Below are 24,771 nucleotides of genomic sequence, written 5' to 3'. Positions count from 1 at the left end.
ATGCTAGGCGAGACGCCGCACATTGCAAAAGAACTAATAACACTTAGGTTAGATCAGCCGAACCAACGGCTGCCCAGGCAGCAAAAGTGCTGCTGCAACAACAGGCGGCTTAACTTTCATGCAACTAATCCGGCCATAGAAAAACCCTTGTCGATGATCAACAAGTTCCCAGGCTTTAATAGTCACGAGTCAATGCTTAGTTGCAGCAGTGGCTAATCGAAGTCCTTGTTCAGCCATTCATCCTCGGCAATGTCCAGGGCCTCGCCACTGAAGCGCTGTTCGCGAAACGGATCGGCGTGCAGATGAAAGCCATTGCGCTCCCAGAACCCCGGTTGTTCGTACTCGACAAACTCCAGGCCGCGCAGCCATTTGGCGCTTTTCCAGAAGTACCGCCCGGCCACCACCAGGCGCAACGGCCAACCATGCTGCGGCGCCAGGGGCTGGCCGTCATAGGTCAGGGCCAGCAGGCTGTCGGGGTGCAGCAGGTCGTCCAGCAGCAGGTTGGTCTGGTAATCGGGGTCGGCATGGGCCATGACGAACCCGCTGCGCGGCTGGATATCCAGGGCCTGCAACAGGTCGCTCAGGTGCACCCCGCTCCACTGGGTGTCGAACTTGGACCAGCGCGTCACGCAATGGATATCGCACCGCAACTGCCGCTGGGGCAAGGCCAGCAGATCGGCGTAGCTCAGTTGCCGCGGCCGGTCGACGGCGCCGGACAGCCTCAGGGACCAGGTGTCGAGGTCGTACTCGGGCACCGCGCCCTCGTGCAGGATCGGGAAACGCTCGGTCAGCACCTGGCCCGGCGGCAGTCGCCCGCCATGGGCCGGATCGGCCTTAGGCGCGCGGCTTTTGCGCACCCGGGCAGCCTTGTCATGCATGGCAAGTCCTCAGTCGGCCACGGGGATCCACGGCGCGCGCGCCACCTGGGCACTGTCGCCAAAGGCCGGCAGCTTCTGCGCCAGGTCGCGGACGTTTTTCACGTCCAGGTCCAGCAGTTGCTGACGGGTGATCAGGGTCGGCGGCACCAGCACCTTGTGCCCCGGGTTGTCGCCGGCGATCAACATGGCCAGGCTGCGCACACTGATGGCCCCGGCCACCTGCGGGTTGACCGCGGCGGTGGCGGCCCAGGCACTGCCGGGCTCTTTCATGATCTGAATATCGGCGGTGGAAATGTCGGCGCTGTAGATTTTCACCTGCTGCCCGCGACCGGCTTCATCCACCGCAATTTTCGCGCCTTTGGCGAACTCGTCGAACGGGGCGAAGATCACGCTGATGCTGGGGTTGGCCCGCAGCACGGCACTGGCCTGGTCGGCCACCGAGTTGGCGATCGGCGGGTTTAGGGTGCCGAAGCGGGCCTTCTCGACAATCCCCGGGTTCGCGGCCTTGACCTGGCGCCAGATCTCGTCGCGGCGCTCCATCGGGGTAAAGCCGCTGATGTAGACATAACCGGCATCGAAGCGCGGGCCGTTATCCTTCAGCGCCTGGTCCAGGGCCAACTGCGCCAGGGCGTGGTGGTCCTGTTCGACCTGGGTCACCTCGGGGCTGCCAAGGTCGACATCGAAGGCCACGACCTTGATGCCCTTGGCAATCGCGCGGTCGATCGGGCCCTTGAGGGTTTCCGCCAGGCCCAGCTGGACAATGATGCCGTCCACCCCCAGATCAATCGCCTGATCGATCATTTCCCGCTGGCTGGCAGCCTGTTGCCGAGCATCGAATACCCGCAGGGTCGCCCCCAGGGCCTCGGTCTGTTTCTCCACCCCGCGCAGGTAGGCTTCGGTGAAATCGCCGGAGAACAGGTAACCCACCAGGGCGATCTGCACCTGGCCCTTGTCGAACGGCGCCGGGGCGCCGGGCAGCGGCTTGGCCTGGGCGTTGAGGGCCAGGGCCGAGAGCACCGCCCCGGCCAGGCAGTGGCGAACGAACAGCTTGATTGATCCGTGCATGAGACTTCCTAGGCAACCAACAAAACCGGCTCAGCGCGCCCGATGCGCGAGGCCGAAGGTGAACATCAGGGCCAGTACCAGCACCAGGCCCTTGACGAAGTCCTGGGCGTAATACGGCGCGTTGAGCATGGTCAGGCCGTTGAGCAGCGTCGCCACCAGCAAGGCCCCGACCAGGGTCCCGAAGGCGTTGGGCTTGCGCGCACCGAGCACGGCAAAGCCGATCAGCGCCGCGCCCAGCGCATCCAGCACCAGGCCGTTGCCGGAGCTGACATCACCCCGCCCCAGGCGCGCCGCCAACAGCAAGCCCCCCAGGGAAGCGAGCAACGCCGAGAGCACATACGCCAGCAACTTGAAGCGCTGCACCGGCGCACCGGCCAGGCGCGCGGCCTGCTCGTTGCCACCAATGGCGTAGAACAGCCGACCGATGCGCGTGCGCTCCAGGAACAGCCAGACCACCAGCGCCACCAGGGCGGTGATCAGCACCGGCACCGGCACCGTGTCCCATAGCCGCCCACGGCCCAGGGCCAGGAACAGCGCACTGAAGCTGCCCTCGGCCTCGTCGCCATTGGGCAGGGTCATGCCCACCGCAATCGAACGCCCGCCCGTGGGGATCAACTGCACACCGATCACCAGAAACATGCTGCCCAGGGTCGCGAGAATGTCCGGCACCCGCAGCTTGACGATCAGCCAGCCATTGAGCAGGCCCACCAGCGCCCCGCCCGCCAGGCTGATCAACACCGCCGGCAGCGCGCCCCAGCCCAGCACCACCATCACGTAACTGGCGATCATCAGGCTCATGGCCGCCACCGCGCCGATCGACAGGTCGAGGCCGCCGACGGCCATGGTCAGGGTCACACCCAGGGCCAGCAGCGCGACGATCGACACCGACTGCAAGATGCTGAACAGGTTGCCGACCCGCAGGAACGCCGGCTCCGCGACGCTGAAAAACACCAGGATCAGCGCCAGCAGCCACAACAACCCATAACGGATCGCGGCCTGCAGCAGACGCTCGGTGACAGGGGGGGCGCTGAGCACCCGCGAACGTGAATCAGGCACTGGCTCTACTCCTTGATGTGGCGGCAATCGGCGCAATCGTCGATGGCGCGCCGGCACCGGCCAGCGCGGCGACCAGGGTCGCGCGGGCCAGGTTGGCGCGGGGGTATTGGGCAACCACGGCGTGGTCGCGGACCAGCAGAATGCGGTCGGCAATTTCCAGGGCTTCGTCGACGTCGGCACAGATCACCAGGGTCGCGCGGCCATCGGCGCTGTCGCGCAGCAACTGGCCAATCTCGCGCCGGGCTCGTACATCGACGCCCTGGAACGGCTCATCGAGAATCAGCACCCGGCCCTGCCCCAGCAACCAGCGCCCGAGCACCACTTTTTGCTGGTTGCCACCGGACAACGCGCTCATCGGCAGGTCGATACCGGCGGTCTTGATCCCCAGGGCCCCAACCTGGGCCTGGACCGCCGCCGCCTCGGCGCGGTTGCGGATGAAACCGGCCCGGGTGAAGCGCTCCAGAAACGGCAGGGTCAGGGTCCGGCGCAGGGAAAAGTCGGCGATCAGCGACTGGCTGGCGCGATCCTCGGCGGCGTAATACACCCCGCTGGCAATCGCCTGTCGCGGCGAGCCCGGCTGCCAGTCGACAGCATCCAGCTGCAACGTGCCGGCCGCCGCTTCGCGCAGGCCGAACAGCAACTCGGCGATCTCGGTTTTACCGGCCCCCAGCAGCCCGCACAGCACCACCACTTCGCCCTCATGCAGACGCAGGTCAAAGGCCTGGCTATGGGGCCAGACTTGCGCCGCACGCAGGGCCAGGACTTCCCTTCCGGCCGCACGCGGCTGGTAGACATGGGTGTCCAGGGCCTGGCCGAGCATGGCCTCTACCGCCGCCGACAACTGCCCGGCACCGAACTCGCCGGCCAGTTGCCCGTCGCGCAGCACCAGCGCGCGGTCGGCCAGGCGTTGCAGATCGGACAGGCGATGGGAGATGTACAGGATCGCCACCCCCCGCCCGCGCAAGGTATCGATCAAGCCGAACAGGCGTTGGGCCTCGACATCGGACAAGGCGGCAGTGGGCTCATCCAGAATCAGCAGCCGTGGCTGCAAGGCCAGGGCCCGGGCCAGCACCACCAGCTGCCGCTCGGCCTGGCCCAGGTGTTCGATCGGGTGCTCCAGGGGCAATTCCAGGCCCAGGCCGGCGGCGATGCTGGCGGCACGTTCCAGCAGGCGCCGGCGGTTGAGCCAGAAGTCCGCGCCTGGCTGGCACAGTTCATCCAGCAGCAGGTTTTCCGCCACGCTCAAGCCCGGGGCAATGCCATCGTTGACCTGCTGGTGCACGGCGACAATGCCCAGCCGCCGCGCCGACAAGGGCGAGCTGAAGCGCCGGGGCTGGCCGTCGAGCCACAGTTCGCCGGCATCTGCGGCCTGGCTGCCGGCGAGAATCTTGACCAGGGTCGATTTGCCGGCGCCGTTGGCGCCCAGCAAGGCCACCACTTCACCGGGGAAAATATCCAGGCTGACCCGGTCCAATGCCCGGTTGGCGCCGAAGGTCTTGCTTAGTTCACGCACACGAATCAGCGGCTCGGGTGCCACGGCGACAGGCGCACTCATAAAAAATCCCGGAACAGGATGGCCGCTAAAAAATCCAGCGAACACAAAAGGTTGAGGCGGGGATTAAAAGCATTCCCTTATAAACATTCCAATAGTTCTATCGCATAGAAAATATTTTCTGGTTATAAGCGATGCCGCGCCTCGAGCCCTTTTGCACCATCACCCCAGCCACGCAAAGCTCATGATTTGCCTGGGTTGCCGCCAGTGCTTTTGCCATCGCCAACGGGTAGCCGCGTAGCTCACGTAGTCAGCGCGGCATCAAACCGCGCTGCTATCGAGCGTGGGCTAGCGCGGCGTTGGCGTGCCGCCCGGCCCCTGGGCGGCACGCGCACTCATCAGGCCGTCGGCCGCACGCGGAACGCCAGGTATACCGGCCCGAACGGGAAGGTACTGACCTCCATTTCATCCAGCGGGTTGAGGGTGTGGGTCCGGGTCCCGGCGTTGCTGTACAGGGTATGGCTGGGCGATACCGCGATGTTGATCTTGCCGGCACCGGCCTGGATGAAGGTGGACTTGAAGCCTTCGGTCACGTCTGCGCCAAGGGTCAGGGTGACATCGCTGTCGCTGATCACCAGGAACGATTTGCCGGAGTCGGCCATGCCCAGGGACTGGCTGGCGCTGATCGACACGTTGGGGTGGACATGGCCGCCAGCATGGTAGGTGACCATGCGCGGGTCGGCGAATACCCTGGCAAAGCGCGCGACGTAGTTGACGCTGGCGCGCATGTCATCGAACTGCTCGATCACATAGGTGCCAACGCTGCCCGAGGTCTCGGCGTCCGGGTCCAGAACCCACTTGCGTCCCACCAGCAGGCCGAGCTGGGTATTGGCCCGCACCCCGGCCCGCAGCTCTTCAAGGAACAACTGGCTGATCTGCCCGCCGCCCTTGCCCTGCACGTAGGTAAAGCGCGCAATCGAATGGCTGTCGCCGGTAGGGCTGCCCTGGGCGGTATCGACCCGATAATCGACAAAATCCGCAGAAACCGTGGTGGTGGTCGTGTTGCTGTTGGGCGCCCAGCTGAAGTCCAGGACCCGCCCGGTCTTGACCTGTTCCAGGGAGGTGGTGGTCTGGGTCGTGGTGGTGGAACCCGATTGCTTCAAATCATCGGTCATGGTGCTCATCCTTAAGGGGTAGTTGCAGGTAATTGCCCCGCCACGACTACCGCGTTAGCGCGGCCGTCGCAAGCCCGGCAGCACCCGCAACGCTCACCCCAGCACCGGAATCACCCGTGTCGGCTTCACCGATTTGAAGGAAAAACTCGAGTAGATCTCTTTCACCGCCGGCAGGGTTTGCAGGACTTCACGGGCAAATTCGCCGAAGGATTCCAGGTCCTTGGCCACCACTTCCAGCAGGAAGTCATAGCGCCCGGAGACGTTGTGGCAGGCGACGATTTCCGGGATTTCCAGCAGCCGCTGTTCAAAGGCGCGGGCGGTGTCCTGGGAGTGGGACTCCATCATCACGCTGACAAACGCCGTGACTCCAAAGCCCAGGGCCTTGGGTGAGAGGATCGCCTGGTAGCCGACGATGACTGCGTTTTCTTCGAGGATTTTCACCCGCCGCCAGCACGGCGAGGTAGTGAGGGAAACACTGTCGGCCAACTCGGCGACGGTGAGTCGGGCGTTGCCTTGCAGGGCGCTGAGCAGGGCTTTGTCGGTACGGTCCAGGCCAATAGGCATGTCTTGCCTCTTTATCTTGTTTTTATTTGGTTTTGTTCCATTTCGCCGTGAATTAGCGGGCAAATTTGGAATTTATCGCAGCGAAATTGAGCATAGCATTACAACAAAACCGGGAGCATTCACCATGCACAATAAAAACAATGAACTGGGCTTTTCCACCCGTGCGATCCATCACGGCTACAACCCGCTGGACAACAACGGCGCGCTGATCCCGCCGATCTACCTGACCTCGACCTTTGCCTTTGCCACCGCCGAATACGGCGCCGGCTGCTTTGCCGGCGAAGAAAGCGGGCACTTCTACACGCGCATTTCCAACCCGACCCTGGCCCTGCTGGAAACCCGCATGGCCGCCCTGGAAAACGGCGAAGCCGGCGTGGCCTTCAGCTCCGGCATGGGCGCGATTGCCGCGACCTTCTGGACGTTGCTGCGACCGGGTGACGAGATCATCGTCAATCGCACCCTGTACGGCTGCACCTTCGCCCTGCTGCACCACGGCATCGGCGAGTTCGGGGTCAAGGTGCGGCATGTCGACATGTCCAACCTCGCCGAACTGCGGGACGCCATCGGCCCGAACACGCGCATGGTGTATTTCGAGACCCCGGCCAACCCCAACATGCAGTTGGTGGACATCCAGGCCGTGGCCGAAATCACCGCGCGCCACCGCAACCTGACCCTGGTGGTGGACAACACCTACTGCACCCCTTACCTGCAACGCCCCCTGGAACTGGGTGCGGACGTGGTGGTGCACTCCGCCACCAAGTACCTCAGCGGCCATGGCGACATCACCGCCGGCATGGTGGTCACCCGCCAGGCCCTGGCCGACCGCATTCGCCTGCAAGGGCTGAAGGACCTGACCGGCGCGGTGCTTTCGCCCCAGGACGCCTTCCTCCTGATGCGCGGCCTCAAGACCCTGTCCCTGCGCATGGAGCGCCATTGCAGCAACGCGCTGCAGGTCGCGCAGTACCTGCAGAATCACCCGGCGGTCGAGTGGGTCACCTACCCCGGCCTGCCATCGTTCCCGCAATACGAATTGGCCCAGCGCCAGATGAAACTGCCAGGGGGCATGATCGCCTTTGAACTCAAGGGCGGGCTGGCCACCGGCAAGCGCTTCATGAATGCCCTGGAGCTGTTCAGCCGCGCCGTGAGCCTGGGGGATGCCGAATCCCTGGCCCAGCACCCGGCGAGCATGACCCACTCCACCTACACCCCTGAAGAGCGCGCGCACCACGGGATCTCCGAAGGGCTGGTGCGCCTGTCGGTGGGTCTGGAGGACATCGCCGACCTGCTGGCCGACGTGACCCAGGCCCTGGATGCCTGCGCGTGAGGGAGGTTGCCATGGCCACGCCTATTACCATGCCCCCTGGCGAGCACAGCGCCGAAGACCTGGACCCGCAGGAAACCCGGGAATGGCTCGATGCCCTGGCTTCAACCCTGGAAGTCTGCGGCCCGGAGCGGGCGCGCTACCTGCTCAAGCGCCTGGAGGAATTCGCCGGCGAACACGGCATCAACCGCGAGGCCCAGGCCTTTTCCGCCTACCGCAACACCCTGTCCCTGGCGCAACAGGGCAGCTACCCCGGCGACCTGGCGCTGGAAGAGCGCATCACCGGCCTGCTGCGCTGGAACGCCCTGGCCATGGTGGTGCGGGCCAACCACGCCTATGGCGAACTGGGCGGACATATCGCCAGTTACGCCTCGGCGGCGGAGATTTTCGAGGTCGGCTTCCAGCACTTTTTCCGTGGCGACGGCGAGGCCGGGCAGCGTAACGCCGACCTGGTGTTTTTCCAGCCGCACTCAGCGCCGGGAGTCTATGCCCGGGCCTTTCTCGAAGGGCGCCTGAGCGAGGAACAACTGGCCAACTACCGTCAGGAAATCAACGGCCAGGGCCTGTGTTCCTACCCTCACCCCTGGCTGATGCCGGACTTCTGGCAGTTCCCCACCGGCTCCATGGGCATCGGCCCCATCAGCGCGGTGTATCAGGCGCGCTTCATGCGCTACTTGCAGCACCGGGGCATCGCCCAGACCGAGGGCCGCCATGTGTGGGGGGTGTTCGGCGACGGCGAGATGGACGAGCCGGAATCCATCGCCGGCCTGTCCCTGGCGGCCCGCGAGCAGTTGGACAACCTGACCTTTATCGTCAACTGCAACCTGCAGCGCCTCGACGGACCGGTGCGCGGCAACGGCCAGATCATCCAGGAGCTGGAAGCGCTGTTTGCCGGCGCCGGCTGGAACGTGATCAAGGTGCTCTGGGGTTCGGAGTGGGATGCACTGTTCGCCCGCGACAGCGACAACCTGCTGCTCAAGCGCCTGGCGGCCACCCCGGATGGCGAGTTCCAGACCCTCGGTGCCCATGACGGCGCCTACAACCTGGAACACTTCTTCGAGAAGGACCCGCAAGTGCGGCGCCTGGTGGCACACATGAGCGCCGAGGAGATCAACGGCCTCAAGCGTGGCGGCCATGACTTGCGCAAACTCTACGCCGCCTTCGCCGCCGCCAAGGCCTGCAAGGGCCGGCCGACGGTGATCCTGGCCAAGACCAAAAAAGGCTTCGGCATCGGCGCCGCCGGCGAGTCGCGGATGACCGCGCACCAGGCGAAAAAACTCGATGTCGCCGCCCTGCTGGCGTTCCGTGATCGCTTCCACCTGCCGCTGTCGGACACCGATGTCGAGCAGTTGCGCTTCTATCGCCCACCTGCCGACAGCCCGGAAATGCGCTACCTGCACGCCCGGCGCCAGGCCCTGGGCGGGCCGTTGCCGGCACGCAAGAGCCAGGCGCCGCAGATCCCGGTGCCGGCCCTGGCCACGGCAGGCGGGTTTGCCTTACAGGCCGACGGCAAGGAAATGTCCACCACCATGGCCGCGGTGCGCATGCTCACCGCCTGGCTCAAGGCCCCGCAGTTGGGGCCGCGCGTGGTGCCGATCGTGGCCGATGAGGCGCGCACCTTCGGCATGGCCAGCCTGTTTCGGCAGATCGGGATCTACTCGCCCCACGGCCAGCTGTACGAGCCCGAAGACTGCGGATCGATCCTTTCCTACCGTGAATCCCGGGACGGCCAACTGCTCGAAGAAGGCATCACCGAGGCCGGCGCCCTGTCGTCCTGGGTCGCGGCGGCCACCTCGTATTCGGTGCACGGCGAGCCGATGCTGCCGGTGTACATCTACTACTCGATGTTCGGCTTCCAGCGGGTCGGCGACCTGATCTGGGCCGCCGCCGACCAACGCTCCCGGGGCATCCTGCTGGGGGCCACCGCAGGCCGCACCACCTTGGGCGGCGAAGGCCTGCAACACCAGGACGGTTCGAGCCTGGTGATGGCCTCGATGGTGCCCAACTGCCGGGCCTGGGACCCGTGCTTTGCCGGGGAGCTGGCGGTGATCCTCGACCACGCCGCGCGGCGCTTGCTGGAGCAGCAGTGCGACGAGTTTCATTACGTGGCAGTGATGAACGAAAACTACCCGCAACCGTCCCTCGATGCTGAATTGCACGCCGATGTGTTACGCGGCCTCTATCGCTATTCGTCCAGCTGTGAACAGCCGTCCCAGGTGCGCCTGCGGCTGGTGGGCAGTGGCGCGATCCTGCGTGAAGTGATCGCCGCCAGCGCCCTTCTGGCGCGGGACTGGGGCATCCACAGTGAGGTGTTCAGCGCCACCAGCTTCAGCGAATTGGCCCGCGAGGCCCGAGAGGTCGAGCGCGACAATCGACTGACCGAGGCCACCCGTCACAGCCACCTCGACAGGTGGCTGGGCGGCACCCGGCCGATCATTGCCGCCAGCGACTACATCCGGGCCTGGCCGCAATTGATTGCCCAATACCTGAAGGCGCCCTACACCACCCTGGGCACCGACGGCTTTGGTCGCAGCGATAATCGGCACAACCTCAGGGCATTCTTTGAGGTGGATCAGCACAGCATTGTCATTGCCGGTTTAAAAACCCTGGTGGAGCATGACGGGCTTGACCCGGGCATACTGGCCGCCGCAATCGAGCGCTACACCCCCGACCCGGTGCGCGCCGCGCCCTGGGATCGTTGAAGGACCTGCAACACCTTTTGAATCGTTAACCCACAGGAGTGGAATCCCCAATGAGTCGCATCAATAAGAAAGCCACCCAACTGCTCAGCGCCATGATCCTCGCTGGCCTGGCCTGCCATTCGATGGCCGCCGACAGCATTCGGATCGGCATCGCCGGGGCCAAGACCGGCCCGGTGGCGCAATACGGTGACATGCAATTCAGCGGCGCACGCATGGCCATCGAGCAGATCAACGCCAAGGGCGGCGTCAACGGCAAGCAACTGGTGGCGGTCGAGTACGACGACGCCTGCGACCCGAAACAAGCGGTGGCCGTGGCCAACAAAGTGGTCAACGACGGCGTCAAGTTCGTGGTCGGCCACCTGTGCTCCAGCTCCACCCAACCGGCTTCGGACATCTACGAAGACGAAGGCATTGTGATGATCACCCCGGCCGCCACCAGCCCTGAGCTGACCTCCCGGGGCTACAAGATGGTGTTCCGCACCATCGGCCTGGACAACGCCCAGGGCCCGGCGGCGGCACGCTACATCGCCCAGCTCAAACCGACCAATGTCGCGGTGCTGCACGACAAGCAGCAGTACGGCGAAGGCATTGCCAGCTCGGTCAAGGAGATCCTCGGCAAGGAAGGGATCAAGGTCGCGATGTTCGAAGGCATCAACGTCGGCGAGCGCGACTATTCATCGATCCTGGCCAAGCTCAAGCAAGCCAATGTCGACTTCGTGTACTTCGGCGGCTACCACCCGGAAATGGGCCTGCTGCTGCGTCAGGCCAAGGAGAAGGGCCTGACCGCGCGCTTCATGGGTCCTGAAGGCGTGGGCAACGACTCGATCTCGCAGATCGCCAAGGACGCCTCCGAAGGCATGCTGGTGACCCTGCCCAAGTCCTTCGACCAGGACCCGGCCAACAAGGCCCTGGTGGAGGCCTTCGAAGCCAAGAAGGAAAACCCCAGCGGTCCGTTCGTGCTGCCTTCCTACTCGGCCGTGGAAGTGATTGCCGGGGGCATCGCCGCGGCCAAGAGCGAAGACCCGGAGAAAGTCGCCGAGGCGATCCACAAGGGCACCTTCAAGACCCCGACCGGTGACCTGAGCTTCGACGAGAAAGGCGACCTCAAGGACTTCAAATTCGTGGTCTACGAATGGCACTACGGCAAGCCGAAGACTGCGGCGCAGGAAAGCGCTGGGCTCTAAGCTAGAGCATTGCGGGGTGCTGTACTGCAACAGTACAGCACCTTCTTCAAACACGCCGCAGGGTATGTAACAGGCAAGACCAGCAGCATTTTTACCCAGTTAGAACACGCAACATTAGTGCAGAAATAACCTAGAGCGGCACTCGGATATAATCACCATAGCCGCATGACACATCACACCAAAACAACTACCTGAACATTTAAAAAAGCTTAAATAATAAGAACTTAGTATTGCACGACGATTATGCAACCTACACCTTGGTCTGTTACCCCTGGAATAATTCTTCCATTTAAACCCACTTAAAACAGCTCCCGACCCGCGTTCGGCGAGCGCGGCCTACCCGTCTCTTCGATCACGTAAAGGGCCAGCCCACGCTGCCTTGCTGGAGACCGCAGAGTTTCTCCAAGCTTTTTATTGGCGCCAATAAGTCGTCAGCAACTTGTACGCAGTGTCTGTTTCAACTTGAGATACACGGCGCAGCAATCTCCTACTGTAAGTGTCGGACTTCAAACTGATAACAAACGCCGACACCCCCCTTCAAATAGCCCAAAGGCACAACTATCCTGTGCCCAGCCTACTTGTAAGCGCCACTGAGAAACCTTACCAAATACGTTGCCAATGGCTGTCACATGGACACGACAGCATTAACTCTAAAAAATTCAAAAATAAAATTTGCCTAGTAAATTAACTTTTGTTTATTGTGCAAAACACAACACTAAAAATAATCAGGAAGACGAATTTAAAGTGTCGTCTTTTTTCATGGAGGAAAAGAGCATGGATCCCTTTCTTGGTGAGATTCGCCTGTTCCCGTGGGGCTGGGCACCGAATGGCTGGCTGGCTTGCGAGGGCCAGATTCTAAACTTCCAAACCTATGTCGCCCTGGCCTCCCTGCTGGGCAACCGCTATGGCGGCGATGGCCGCACCACCTTCGGCCTGCCCGACCTGCGCGGACGAGTAGCCATGGGGGTGAATCTGGTGGCCTCGACCGTCGATCCGATCATCGGCGTACACGCCCTGGCCAGCATCGGCGGCACCGAGACCGTGGCACTGAGCAGCAGCGCGCTGCCAGTTCATAGCCATACCGCCTATGCCTCGGACGCTCCGGGCACCATGGGCCCGGCAGGCGGCATTCCGGCGGTCAGTTCGAACTCCGCTGGCGCCGTGTTCAAGCCCACCTACGTGACCGCCAACACCACGACCCCGCCCTCCGCCCTCGTGGCCCTGAACAGCGCCACGGTGGGGTTCACTCAGGGCTTGCCCCTGGAAAACATGCAGCCTTCCATCGTCGGCTTTTTCTGCATTGCCACGTCCGGTATCTATCCGCCGCGCCCGTAGCCATCCCCTACAGACCCTCAAGCAAGGAAACTGATATGTCTGAAGCATTCCTGGGCGAGATCCGCATGTTCGCCGGTAATTTTGCGCCGCGAGATTGGGCCATCTGTGATGGAAGCGTGCTGCCAGTGCAAAATTTCGAGGCCTTGTTCGTCGTGCTGGGCACTACCTACGGTGGCAACGGTGTCACCACCTTCGGCCTGCCGGACTATCGCGGGCGGGTCCCTGTGGGGCAAGGGCGCGGCACCGGACTCACGGCCAGGACGCTGGGGCTGACCATGGGCAGCGAAACCGTGACCATGACGACCGCCAACACCCCTGCGCATAACCATGCATTCATGGTCAGCCAGCACCCAGCGACCTCGGCCAGCCCCAACCCGCCCGGCGCGCCCAAGAGCCAGACCTTTGGTGAGTTCCTCGGCGTCGGCGTGATCAAGGGGCTGTACAGCACTCAGGCCACCAACTCGGTCAATCTGAGCCCGATGTTTCTCTCCCAGGCCCTGGTACCTGCCCAAGGAACCGTAAAGCCCCATAGCAACATGATGGGATCGCTGGCCATCAACTACATCATTTGCCTGTCGGGCATCTTCCCGACACGGCCTTAGTCTTTCCCAATCCCTTCACTATGGACTGAGCGATCATGGATGCATTCACCGGCGAGATCAGGCTGTTCCCCTACAACTTCGCACCGCAGAACTGGGCCTACTGCGACGGCTCGTTGCTCCTGACGCAACAGTACCCCGCACTCTTTTCCATCATCGGCAACCTCTATGGCGGCAACCCGGCGAGGGACTTCAACCTGCCCAACCTCAATGGCCGTGTGGCCATGGGCGCCGGGAACGGCGTCGGCCTGACGAACAGGACAGTGGGCAATGCGACCGGCGCCGACCAGGTGACGATACTGCCGGCCAACTTCGCCGGACACTCCCACGCCGTGCAGGCCAGAGACGGCTCGGACAACGCCACGGCGCAGGATGAGCCCAGCGGTTCGGCCTACCTGGCGCAGCCGCGTAACGTGCGCCTGTACAACGCCATTGCACCGACTGCCAGCAGCCCGTCGCTGGACCCCTACACCCTGCCCCCGGTGGGCACATCCGCCGCAGCGGGCGGCACGCCACGCAACACCTTGCAACCGTTCCAGACCTTGGCCTACTGCATCTGCCTCGATGGCGAGTACCCGATAAAGCCCTGATGACGCACGCCTCAAGCGGTCTTTTATCCATGCTGCCTGCGGGTGGCGCCCCCGGCCTGCGAGTGCAGACCGGGAATGACCTGGCCCTGCTCGGCGACGTGTACTTGTCGCGACGCTGGGCCGAAGTCAGTGCCATACCGGGCTGGAGCGATGCACAGCGCCGGGCGTTCCTGCTGTCCCAGGAACAGTTGCAGCGCAGCCATTACCACACGCATTACCCCGAGGCCGACTTTCTTATCGTCGACTACGCAGGGACCGCAATAGGTCGCCTGTGCGTGGATCAGGGCGCTAGCGCCTTGCGCATCGTCGACATCGCCCTGCTGGCGCAGTGGCAAGACCGGGGAATCGGCAGCCGCTTGCTGCACGCGGTCATGCAACTGGCCGACAGCCAGGGCCTGGCCTGCAACCTGAGCGTCGAGCAGGGCAGCCGCGCTCGTGGCCTGTATGAGCGCCTGGGCTTCCAGGCCTGCGGCGAAGCAGGTCTGTATACCCCGATGCAGCGACCTGCCAGCACGCACTACCCGCTGCTCAAGGACGCCATGGGCTGCGAGCGCCCGGATGACCTGCCAGCGGACCCCTGACGCTGCTTCGCCCATCACCCGCGACATGACATTCAAACGCAGGCGCTACTGGCGTCGCCCCTTTGGTTCCATGGTGCGCAGCCCTGCAACGGAGCAAGGCACGCCCACAATTGTTGCCGTATGGCAGGAAGCCCCCCATGAGCACACCGTTCACCCCCTCCGGTAGCTGGCTGGCAAAAAGACTGGTCTCGCTGTTCCTGCTGTTTTGTGCGATGACCCTGGCCGGCCAGGCGATGGCAGCACGCCCGGTCATCACCTCTCCAGCCTCGGGCACCACCCTGACCCCGGTGGCGGTGAACCAGTTCATGAGTGTCACCATCACCGCCACAGGGGGCGCGCTGCCTCTGGACGGTTGGTACGAATGCGACATCGACGACCCAAGCTATGACGGTACGCAGACCTGCCTGCCGCCGGGGTTGACCCTCAGCCCTTCGCCCCACAGCGCCACCACGACTCTGTCCGGCTCACCGACCGCAGCCGGCACCTACACCTTCGCTATTTCCCTCAATGACGGCCTGAACCAGGCCGGGGTCGCCACCTATACCCTGGTGGTCACCAGTTCCGCGACCCCGACCCTGACCTCGGTCGCCCCAAGCAGCGGCAGCACCGCCGGCGCCACCTCCGTCACCCTTACCGGCACCAACTTTACCGGCGCCACGGCGGTGACCTTTGGCGGAGCAGCGGCCACTGGTTTCACCGTCAACAACGCCACCACCATCACCGCCACCACCCCGGCCCACGCCGCAGGCGCAGTGAGTGTGACGGTCACCACCGCAAGCGGCAGCGCGACCCTGACCAATGGCTATACCTACGTACCGGCCCCCACCGTCGGCCCGGTCAGTGCCACGGTCGCCGCCAACAGCAGCGCCAACCCGATCACCCTGAGCCTCAGCGGCGGCACCGCCACCAGCGTCGCCGTGGCCAGCGCGGCCAGCCATGGCACCGCCACCGCCAGCGGCACCAGCATCACTTACACCCCGACCGCCGGATTCTCTGGTTCCGACAGCTTTACCTACACCGCCACCAACGCCAGCGGCACCTCTACAGCGGCCACGGTGACCATCACCGTGAGCCCGCCCACCCTGACGATAACGCCGACCACTCTGCCCAACGGCACTCAGGGCTCGGCCTATAGCCAGACCGTCAGCGCCTCCGGCGGTACTGCGCCCTACACCTATGCCATCAGCGCCGGCAGCCTGCCGGCCGGTCTCAGCCTGAACACCGGCACCGGCGTACTCAGTGGCACACCGAGCGCCAGTGGCACCTTCAACCTGACCGTTACCGCCACGGACGCCAACAGCGCCACCGGTTCCCGCGCCTACAGCTTGCTGATCAACGCTCTGGCGCCGCCCGTGGCAGGCGCCGTCAGCGCCATCGTCGCCGCCAATAGCAGCAACAACCCGATCACCCTGAACCTCAGCGGCGGCACCGCCACCAGCGTCGCCGTGGCCAGCGCGGCCAGCCATGGCACCGCCACTGCCAGCGGCACCAGCATCACTTACACCCCGACCGCCGGCTACTCCGGTTCCGACAGCTTCACCTACACCGCCACCAACGCCGGCGGCACTTCCAGCCCAGCCACGGTGACCATCACCGTCAGCCCGCCCACCGTGACGATAACGCCAACCACTCTGCCCAACGGCACTCAGGGCACGGCCTATAGCCAGACCGTCAGCGCCTCCGGCGGTACTGCGCCCTACACCTATGCCATCAGCGCCGGCAGCCTGCCGGCCGGTCTCAGCCTGAACACCGGCACCGGCGTGCTCAGTGGCACACCGAGCGCCAGTGGCACCTTCAACCTGACCGTTACCGCCACGGACGCCAACAGCGCCACCGGTTCCCGCGCCTACAGCTTGCTGATCAACGCTCTGGCGCCGCCCGTGACAGGCGCCGTCAGCGCCATCGTCGCCGCCAGCAGCAGCAACAACCCGATCACCCTGAACCTCAGCGGCGGCACCGCCACCAGCGTCGCCGTGGCCAGCGCGGCCAGCCATGGCACCGCCACTGCCAGCGGCACCAGCATCACTTACACCCCAACCGCCGGTTACTCCGGTGCGGACAGCTTCACCTATACCGCCACCAACGCCGGCGGCACCTCCAGCCCAGCCACGGTGACTATCACCGTCAGCCCGCCCGCCGTGGCGATAACGCCGACCACTCTGCCCAACGGCACTCAGGGCACGGCCTATAGCCAGACCGTCAGCGCCTCCGGCGGTACCGCGCCCTACACCTATGCCATCATCGCCGGCAGCCTGCCGGCCGGTCTCAGCCTGAACACCGGCACCGGCGTGATCAGTGGCACACCGAGCGCCAGTGGCAGCTTCAACCTGACCCTCACCGCCACCGACGCCAACAGCGCCACCGGTTCCCGCGCCTACAGCTTGCTGATCAACGGCCTGGCGCCGCCCGTGGCAGGCGCCACCAGCGTCATACTCGCCGCCAACAGCAGCAACAACCCGATCACCCTGAACCTCAGCGGTGGCACCGCCACTGCCAGCGGCACCAGCATCACTTACACCCCGACCGCCGGCTACTCCGGTTCCGACAGCTTCACCTACACCGCCACCAACAGCGGTGGCACCTCAAGCCCGGCTACCGTGACTCTCACTGTCAGTGCTCCGACCCTGATCGTCAGCCCAGCAACAGCCCCTGGCGCCACGGCAGGAGGTGCCTATAGCCTCATCTTCAGCACCTCTGGCGGTACTGCGCCCTACAGCTACAGCCTTTTCAGCGGCGCCCTCCCGCCCGGCATGGCGCTGAGCTCCACCGGGATCTTCAGCGGCGTCCCGAGCGCCGCCGGCAGCTACACCCTGACCCTGCGCTCCACCGATGCCTTCGGCGCCATCGGATCGCAGACCTACACCCTGGTGATTGCCGATGCACTGCCCATGACCGGTGCCGTCAGCGCCACCGTCGCCGCCAACAGCAGCGCCAACCCGATCGCCCTCAACCTCGGCGGCGGCACCGCCACCAGCGTCGCCGTGGCCAGCGCCCCCAGCCATGGCAGCGCCACCGCCAGCGGCACCAGCATCACTTACACCCCGACCGCCGGTTACTCCGGTGTGGACAGCTTCACCTACACCGCCACCAATAGCAGTGGTACGTCCAGCCCGGCCACCGTCAGCCTGACCATCAGCGCGCCCACCCTGGTGCTGACCCCGGCCTCCCTGGGCGCCGGCACCACAGGCAGTCCCTATAGCGCCACCTTCAGCACGTCCGGCGGCACCGCGCCTTATACGTACAGCGTCACCGGCAGCCTGCCGGCCGGCATGACCCTGAACACCAGCAGCGGCGTGCTCAGCGGCACACCGACGGCCAGCGGCAGCTACAACCTGACCATCACCGCTACCGACGCCAACGCTGCCAACACCTCCAAGGCCTACACCTTGACCATCGCCGCCGTGCCCATCACCGTGCCGGCGTCGAGCCAGATCCTGGCCTCAGGGCAGACCGCCACCGTCGACCTGACCCAGGGCGCCACCGGCGGCCCCTTTACCCTGGCGACGCTGGGCACCGTGACCCCCGCCTCCGCCGGCCGGGCGATGATGATGGGCCCGTTCTCGATGCGCTTCGTGCCGTCGGCGGCCTTTGTCGGCACCGCGATCGTCACCTTCAGCCTGCAGAACGGCAGCGGCTCCAGTGCCGCCAGTTCCGTGAGCTTTATCATCGAGGCGCGCCCGGACCCGAGCAGGGATGCCGAGGTGATCGGTCTGCTCAACGCCCAGACCCGGGCCGCAGAACGCTTTGCCAGCACCCAGATGGACAACTTCAACCGCCGCCTGGAGCAGTTGCATCAAGTGTCCTGCAACCGCAACTCGTTCAATGCCAGCGTGAGAAAAGACGGGCACGAGGTGCCCATGCAGGAAATATCCAGCGCCGTGCAGAAACAACTGGGCGGCTCGGCCAACACCACCGACGAAGAGAAGAGAAAGACCGCAGCCGAAGTCGAAGACGGCTGCAAGCAAGACGCCATCGCCTACTGGAGCGACGGCTTCATCAACAACGGTTCGACCCACACTCGTGGGGCGCGGGACAACAGCTTCACCACCCTGGGCCTGAGTGCCGGCATCGACTATCGCCTGTCGCCGACCGCGATTGCCGGTGTCGGTATCGGCTACGGCAACGACCGCAGTGACATCGGGGACAACAAGACCCGCAGTGACGCCGACGCCATCGGTATCGCCACTTACCTGAGCCTGAACGTGGCACCCCAGGTGTTCGTCGACGGCCTGCTGGGCTACAACCGCATCAGCTTCGATTCGCGGCGCTACATCACCGGCAGCAACGATGACTACGCCAAGGGCTCCCGTGATGCCGACCAGTTGTTCGCCTCGCTGACCACCAGCTACGAGTACCGCCAGGGCCCGCTGTCGCTCACCCCTTACGGGCGCTTGAACGCCAGCACCACACGCATGGACGCCTTCCGTGAGAGCGGCGGCGGCATCTACGGGCTGTCCTATGACGAGCAGCGGCAACAGAACTTCACCTCGTTTATCGGCCTGCGCACAGGGTATGACGTGCCGACCCGACTCGGGGTGATGACGCCCAAAGTCGGGCTGGCCTGGGGCCACAACTTCAGCGGCAGCAGCGATTACAAGATGCGCTACACCGACCAGGGTGACGACAGCATTCTCTACCGCTTCAAGCCCGACCCGCTGGACAGCGATTTTGCCAACCTCGACCTGGGTCTGGACTTCAACCTGGGTCGGGCCTGGCAGATGGGCTTCTCCTACAAGACCGCCCTGGGCAGCGACGAGCGTAGCGACACATTCCGCATCGGCGTCAACGGCAAGTTCTAGCCCGCAGCAACGGATGACGCCGGCCCCGGCGCCATCCGCCCATCCCGTGGCGCAGGGTCGTCAACGTCCTGCCTTTACTTGCCGGCGTGCAGCACCTGCGGTTCCGGCATGGCCGAGGAATGGTGGTTGAGGATTTTCCACTGCCCGCCTTCCTGCTCGTAGACAAAGGTGTAGCGCGCCTGGACCTGGCGGCTGCGGCCGTCGGTGCCGGTCAGGGTGAAGGTGTAGACGCCGCTGTCCATGGCCACATTGCTGCCCAGCTGGCGGATTTCCCGGTAGTTGATCTGGCCCACGGGCTTGAGTGCCAGGAAGTGCACGAAGTAGTCCTTGATCTGCGCCGGGGTGGTGCGCACCTGGTTCGACACTGTGGGCTGCAACACCGCATCCGAGGCATAGAGGTCGACCACCGCCTGGGCGTCGCCGGTCTGCAAGGCGCCGTTCCAGCGGTCGAACAGGCCGGCGATTTCACGATCCTGCTGGCTGCTCGGCTGTTGCGCCACGCTGCTGTAGACGTAGGGCACGCTCTCCAGGGCATGGGCCAGGGGCGCGCCCAGGGCCAGCAACATGATCAGGGCCGAGGTTTTCAATTTCATGGCGATTCTCCAGTGGGGGGCAATGGCCACAGTCTGTGGTCCGGCGCACGCGCCGCCATCGGCCAACCGGAGGCATTTGCCTATGCCATTTGGCAGATGGTCGCCGCCCCCTTTAACACGGTTTAATAGCGCCCCTGCCCGAACGAGCGTGCCTGAGCGCCGGAGCCGCCCCTTGCCCACCCCGCCCCATGATCCCGCCAGCGCCCTGGCGATTCGCACCCAGTATCGCCAGGCGCAAAGCCGCGCCGCACGCCTGCGCCTGCTGGTGGACACCGGCCAGGAACTGACTCAGCTCAGCCCCCACGCCAAGCGCCAGCGGGTGCTGACTCGCGCCTGTGGGTTCCTGGCGATGGACCACGCCGTGCTGCTGGAATGGGACGCCGCCGGTGAGGTCCACAGCCGCGCCAGCCTGGGCAACAGCGAACGCCTGCAGAGCCTGGCCCGCAGCGCCGACCGCGCTTTGCGTGCGCCGCACTGGCAGGAAAACCCCGGGGCGCCGTTGCCCAGCGAGCTGCGGGTGCCTTTGCGTGGCGGCGATGGCACCAGCTTTGGCGCCCTGGTCCTGGCCAACAGCGTCAGCATCAGCGCGCCGGACAACGAAGACCTCGAATCCCTGCAACTGCTGGCCACCCTGCTCGCCGCACACCTGGAGAACCAACAGTTGCTCGATACCCTGGTGGCACGCGATCGCACCTTGTCCGAGCTGGTGGACCGCCTGTTCCGCGCCCAGGAAGACGAACGCAAACGCGTGGCCTACGACCTGCATGACGGCCTGGCACAAACCCTCGCCGGCCTGCACCAGCGCCTGCAAGGTTTTGCCGGTCGCTGCCCGCCCCTGCCCGGGGCACTGGACGGCGACCTGCAGGACATCCTGGCCCTGGCCCAGCATTGCGTGGGCGAAGGCCGGCAATTGATCGGCGGGCTGCGGCCGACGGTGCTGGATGATTTCGGCCTGCTCAAGGCGGTCGACAAAGAGGCCGATCGCCTGCGCGACGCCGGGATCCAGGTGCTGTGGCACGAGCGTTGCGCGGCGCGCCTGCCGAGCCAGACCGAGATCGGCCTGTTTCGCATCGCCCAGGAAGCCATCAACAACATCCTCAAGCACGCCCAGGCCAGCCAGGTGCAACTGGCCCTGGAGCTGCACGCCGGCCAGGCCTGGCTGCGGGTCGAGGACAACGGCCTGGGCTTTGCCCGCGGGCAGACCCTGGACCATGCCGACACCCAGCACCTGGGGCTGGCGGCAATGCAGGAGCGGGCCAGCCTGCTGGGCGGGCGCCTGACCTGCACCAGCCGCCCCACTGCCGGCACCCGACTGCTGGCCTGCGTGCCCTGTACCGCGCAAGGAGCCCTGGGATGAGCACTGCCAGCAACCCCGTGCTGCGCCTAGTCCTGGCCGACGACCACGAAGTGACCCGCACCGGCTTTGTCGCTCTGCTGGCCGGTCATCCCCAGTTCGAGGTGGTCGGCCAGGCCCGCGATGGCCAGGAGGCCGTGGCGCTGTGCGAGCGCCTGCTGCCGGACATCGTGATCCTCGATATCCGCATGCCGCTGCTCAACGGCCTGGGCGCGGCGCGGCTCCTGCAACAACGCTTGCCGGAGTTGAAAGTGGTGATCTTCACCATGGACGACAGCCCGGACCACCTGGAGGCGGCCATGAACGCCGGGGCCGTGGGCTACCTGCTCAAGGACGCCAGCCGCGACGAAGTGATCGACGCCCTGCAACGGGTTGCCGCTGGCGAAGCCGCGCTGAACAGCGCCGTCAGTGCGCGCCTGCTGCGGCGCCTGACCGAGCGCGGCGGCAACGGTGCTGCCAGCGAGCAACTGACCCCGCGCGAACGGCAAGTCCTGGGGCTGGTGGCCGATGGCAGGAGCAATCGCCAGATCGGCGAGCAGCTCGGCATCACCACCGGCACCGCCAAGGCCCATGTTGAAAGGGTGATCGGCAAACTCGGCGCCGCCGACCGGACCCAGGCCGCCGTGCGCGGCATTGCCCTGGGCCTGGTGGCGCAACCGTGAGGCTGTGGCGCGCCCGCTACTGGGCTGACCTGCCGCTGCGGGGCAAGGCGCTGGTGGTGATTTCCCTGCCGCTGGTGATTCTGCTGCTGTCCCTGGTGCTGATCTACACCACCGAGCGCCAGACCGCCCGCGCTGAAGAGGACGTGCGCCGGGTGCTGCTGGTGCAGGGCGATATCCAGGCCGTGCACACCCTGCTCGCCGAAGCGGCGGCCAGCGTGCGTGGCTACCTGCTGACCCGACGCGAAGACTTCCTGCCGGCCTATCGCCAGGCCAGGCCGCTGATCGACGCCGCGCTGCAACGCCTGGACAGCAACGTGCGCGACCCCCGGGTGCGTGAACAGCTGGACGCCATCGCGCCGCTGATCGACAGCAAAGTCGATGGCCTGGCGGAGATGCTTGAAGACCGCCGGGCCACCCCGGAGCTGATCACCAGCATCCTGATCAGCAACAAGCACATCCTCGACGAGCTGCGCGAACGCATCGCCACCATGCGCACCCTGGAAGACCGGCTGCTGGCCGAGCGCACCATCGCGGCCGCCGCCACCCGCGAACGCCTGCTGCTGTCGACCTGGCTGGCGGCGGTGTGCGGGCTGTTCGGGGCGATTGTCGCGGTGCTGTTTCTGTCCAAGGGCATTGTCGCCCGGGTGCAGCAGGTGCAACGCAATGCCCAGCGCCTGGCCCTGGGCCAACCCTTGTGGCCGCAACCGCCGGAGCAGGATGAAATAGGCCAGTTGGGCACCCGCCTGGTGGAAGCCGGGCACCTGCTGGCCGAGCGTGAACGCGCCCTGCGCGACAACGAGGAGCGCCTGCGGCTGATCATCGACGGGGTCAAGGACTACGGTATTTTCGCCCTCGATACCGACGGCTACGTCACCAGTTGGAACGCCGGGGCCGAACGGATCAAGGGCTACACCGAACAGGAAATCATCGGCCGGCATTTCTCCCTGTTCTACCTGCCCGAGGAGTGCCCGCAGCATCCCGAACTGGCACTGCGCGAAGCCACCCGCGACGGTGATTTCATGGAAGAGGCCTGGCGCTGCCGCAAGGACGGCAGCCGGTTCTGGGCCAGTGTGGTGATTACCGCGCAGTACGACGCCAGCGGCGCCTTGCGCGGGTTTTCCAAGATCACCCGCGACATCAGCGACCGGCGGCTGGCGGAAATTGCCCTGCGCACCGCCCGTGAAGAAGCCGAGCGCGCGAGCCGCGCCAAAAGCGAATTCCTGTCGCGCATGAGCCATGAACTGCGCACCCCGCTGAACTCGATCCTGGGCTTCGCCCAACTGCTCGACATGGACGCCTCCCACGCGCAGAAAGCCCAGGTCGGGCACATACTGCGGGCCGGCCAACACCTGCTGACCCTGATCAACGAAGTGCTGGACATCGCCAAGATCGAGGCCGGGCGCCTGCCCCTGAATATCGAAGCCGTGCCCCTGGCCCAGGTGCTGCAAGAGGCCCTGGCGCTGGTTTCGCCGATGGCCGCAGCGGCCGGGATCCAGGTCCTGGAGTTGCCGGCGCTGGCCGACGACAGCGGCATCGTCGCCGACCGCCAACGGCTGGTGCAGGTGCTGCTGAACCTGCTGTCCAATGCCATCAAATACAACCGCGCCGGCGGCCGGGTGCAGATTGAGGTCAGGGTCGAGCCACCGCGCATCGCCGTGGCCGTGGTCGACAGTGGCAAGGGCATCGCCGCCGAACGCATGCCGCAGTTGTTCAAGCCCTTCGAGCGCCTGGAAACCGACCCCAACGTCGAAGGCACCGGCCTGGGCCTGGCCCTGAGCAAAAGCCTGCTGGAGATGATGGACGGCAACCTCAGCGTGCTCAGCCAACCCGGCGTGGGCTCGAGCTTCACCCTGGAGCTGCCCTTCGCTCGCCTGCCCCACCACCCGCCGCCACCCCGGGCGATCGCGCCGACTCCAGTCCCGGCCAGCGTGGTCGGCTACCGCGCCAAGGTGCTGTGCATCGAGGACAACCTGTCGAGCCTGGCCCTGATCGAAACCCTGCTGCAACGCCGTCCCGGCCTCAAACTGCTGTCGAGCATGCAGGGCCAGATGGGCCTGGACCTGGCCGACCAGCACGCGCCGCAGTTGATCCTGCTGGACGTGGCCCTGCCGGACATGGACGGCCTGACCCTGCTGCAACGCTTGCGTCGCTCGCCCATCACCTGCGCCACGCCGGTGCTGATGATTACCGCCGATGCCAGCGAGCGCACCCAGCAGGCGCTGCTCGATGCCGGGGCCACGGCAGTGCTGACCAAGCCACTGCATATTCCGGCGTTCCTGTCCCACCTCGACCGACACCTGCCGGAGCCCCTGTGACCACTGACCTGCGCATCCTGATCATCGACGACCAGCGGCCCAACCTGGAGCTGATGGAGCAACTGCTGGCCCGCGAAGGCCTGAGCAATGTGCTCAGCAGCACCGAGCCGCTGCGCACCCTGGACCTGTTCAACAGCTTCGAGCCGGACCTGGTGATCCTCGACCTGCACATGCCGGAGTTCGACGGCTTTGCCGTGCTCGAACAGCTCAGCCGGCGCATCCCCCAGGGCGAGTACCTGCCAATCCTGGTGCTGACCGCCGACGCTACCCGCGACACCCGCCTGCGCGCCCTGGCGCTAGGTGCCAATGATTTCATCAGCAAGCCCCTGGATGCCCTGGAAACCATGCTTCGGGTCTGGAACCTGCTGGAAACCCGCGCCCTCTACAACACCCTGCGCACCCTGGTGCCGGCGGACCGCATCGACTTGCTGCGCCGCCGCTAAGCCCCCGGGAACCAACCTGCGACCTTGCACCACGGGGCCCGCAAAACCTCAGCAACGAGCGCT

At 65.3% G+C, this 24,771-nt stretch carries 19 protein-coding genes; 12 read left to right on the top strand and 7 right to left on the bottom strand.

Annotated features, from left to right (window positions below; all coding sequences use genetic code 11):
• Positions 1-212 precede the first annotated feature (212 nt).
• The 6 genes from MF4836_RS02835 to MF4836_RS02810 form a co-directional block, all read right to left on the bottom strand.
• Positions 213-878 (bottom strand): sulfite oxidase-like oxidoreductase, encoded by a 666-nt coding sequence (locus MF4836_RS02835; RefSeq protein ID WP_078469018.1) that lies wholly within the window; start codon positions 876-878, stop codon positions 213-215.
• Between the two features lie 9 nt (positions 879-887).
• A complete protein-coding gene (locus tag MF4836_RS02830; protein ID WP_078469017.1) occupies positions 888-1,943 on the bottom strand; it encodes a substrate-binding domain-containing protein in 1,056 nt (351 codons plus the stop codon).
• Positions 1,944-1,973: 30 nt separating this feature from the next.
• Complete coding sequence (locus MF4836_RS02825; protein WP_078469015.1) at positions 1,974-2,999, bottom strand: ABC transporter permease; 1,026 nt, start codon at positions 2,997-2,999, stop codon at positions 1,974-1,976.
• Positions 2,992-4,554, bottom strand: a complete 1,563-nt coding sequence (locus MF4836_RS02820; RefSeq protein ID WP_078469014.1) for a sugar ABC transporter ATP-binding protein — start codon at positions 4,552-4,554, stop codon at positions 2,992-2,994. Before MF4836_RS02820 ends, MF4836_RS02825 begins: the two co-directional genes overlap by 8 nt.
• Before the next feature lie 335 nt (positions 4,555-4,889).
• Positions 4,890-5,666, bottom strand: coding sequence for a hypothetical protein (locus tag MF4836_RS02815; protein ID WP_178102901.1), 777 nt, complete (start codon positions 5,664-5,666; stop codon positions 4,890-4,892).
• Between the two features lie 93 nt (positions 5,667-5,759).
• Positions 5,760-6,230 carry an Lrp/AsnC family transcriptional regulator gene (locus MF4836_RS02810; RefSeq protein ID WP_078469011.1) on the bottom strand — a complete coding sequence of 157 codons (471 nt, stop codon included), beginning with the start codon at positions 6,228-6,230 and terminating at the stop codon, positions 5,760-5,762.
• Between the two features lie 124 nt (positions 6,231-6,354).
• Here MF4836_RS02810 and MF4836_RS02805 point away from each other — a divergent pair, with 124 nt between their 5' ends.
• From MF4836_RS02805 to MF4836_RS02770, 8 genes are all read left to right on the top strand, one after another.
• Complete coding sequence (locus MF4836_RS02805) at positions 6,355-7,554, top strand: methionine gamma-lyase (protein WP_078469009.1); 1,200 nt, start codon at positions 6,355-6,357, stop codon at positions 7,552-7,554.
• Between the two features lie 11 nt (positions 7,555-7,565).
• The gene (mdeB, locus tag MF4836_RS02800) at positions 7,566-10,253 is read left to right on the top strand and encodes an alpha-ketoglutarate dehydrogenase (RefSeq protein WP_078469008.1); all 2,688 of its coding nucleotides are present in this window, start codon (positions 7,566-7,568) and stop codon (positions 10,251-10,253) included.
• Positions 10,254-10,303: 50 nt separating this feature from the next.
• A complete protein-coding gene (locus tag MF4836_RS02795) occupies positions 10,304-11,437 on the top strand; it encodes a branched-chain amino acid ABC transporter substrate-binding protein (protein ID WP_078469007.1) in 1,134 nt (377 codons plus the stop codon).
• A 774-nt stretch (positions 11,438-12,211) separates the two neighbouring features.
• Positions 12,212-12,772, top strand: coding sequence for a phage tail protein (locus MF4836_RS02790; protein ID WP_078469147.1), 561 nt, complete (start codon positions 12,212-12,214; stop codon positions 12,770-12,772).
• A 35-nt stretch (positions 12,773-12,807) separates the two neighbouring features.
• Positions 12,808-13,374 (top strand): phage tail protein, encoded by a 567-nt coding sequence (locus MF4836_RS02785; RefSeq protein WP_078469005.1) that lies wholly within the window; start codon positions 12,808-12,810, stop codon positions 13,372-13,374.
• A 35-nt stretch (positions 13,375-13,409) separates the two neighbouring features.
• Complete coding sequence (locus MF4836_RS02780; RefSeq protein ID WP_078469004.1) at positions 13,410-13,961, top strand: phage tail protein; 552 nt, start codon at positions 13,410-13,412, stop codon at positions 13,959-13,961.
• Entirely contained in the window at positions 13,961-14,542 is a 582-nt protein-coding gene (locus MF4836_RS02775; RefSeq protein WP_078469003.1) for a GNAT family N-acetyltransferase, read from the top strand. Before MF4836_RS02780 ends, MF4836_RS02775 begins: the two co-directional genes overlap by 1 nt.
• A 137-nt stretch (positions 14,543-14,679) precedes the next feature.
• The gene (locus MF4836_RS02770) at positions 14,680-19,341 is read left to right on the top strand and encodes a putative Ig domain-containing protein (protein WP_274522623.1); all 4,662 of its coding nucleotides are present in this window, start codon (positions 14,680-14,682) and stop codon (positions 19,339-19,341) included.
• A 74-nt stretch (positions 19,342-19,415) separates the two neighbouring features.
• On the opposite strand, the gene MF4836_RS02765 is transcribed toward MF4836_RS02770, so the two are convergent.
• A complete protein-coding gene (locus MF4836_RS02765; RefSeq protein ID WP_078469001.1) occupies positions 19,416-19,934 on the bottom strand; it encodes an SgcJ/EcaC family oxidoreductase in 519 nt (172 codons plus the stop codon).
• 172 nt (positions 19,935-20,106) lie between these two features.
• Between MF4836_RS02765 and MF4836_RS02760 the strand changes: the two genes are divergently transcribed.
• The 4 genes from MF4836_RS02760 to MF4836_RS02745 are packed head-to-tail and all read left to right on the top strand — an operon-like array spanning position 20,107 to position 24,708.
• Positions 20,107-21,291 (top strand): sensor histidine kinase, encoded by a 1,185-nt coding sequence (locus MF4836_RS02760; RefSeq protein ID WP_078469000.1) that lies wholly within the window; start codon positions 20,107-20,109, stop codon positions 21,289-21,291.
• The gene (locus MF4836_RS02755) at positions 21,288-21,950 is read left to right on the top strand and encodes a response regulator (RefSeq protein WP_078468999.1); all 663 of its coding nucleotides are present in this window, start codon (positions 21,288-21,290) and stop codon (positions 21,948-21,950) included. The genes MF4836_RS02760 and MF4836_RS02755 overlap by 4 nt, the downstream gene beginning before the upstream one ends.
• Positions 21,947-24,265, top strand: coding sequence for an ATP-binding protein (locus MF4836_RS02750; protein ID WP_078468998.1), 2,319 nt, complete (start codon positions 21,947-21,949; stop codon positions 24,263-24,265). The genes MF4836_RS02755 and MF4836_RS02750 overlap by 4 nt, the downstream gene beginning before the upstream one ends.
• On the top strand, positions 24,262-24,708 hold the full coding sequence (locus tag MF4836_RS02745; RefSeq protein WP_020298949.1) for a response regulator: 447 nt from the start codon (positions 24,262-24,264) through the stop codon (positions 24,706-24,708). Before MF4836_RS02750 ends, MF4836_RS02745 begins: the two co-directional genes overlap by 4 nt.
• The last annotated feature ends 63 nt before the right edge of the window (positions 24,709-24,771 follow it).

The sequence above is a fragment of the Pseudomonas sp. MF4836 genome, assembly GCF_002018875.1.
Lineage (GTDB): Bacteria > Pseudomonadota > Gammaproteobacteria > Pseudomonadales > Pseudomonadaceae > Aquipseudomonas.
Note: the sequence above shows the minus strand (reverse complement) of the source record. Positions and strands in the feature narration are given on the sequence as shown.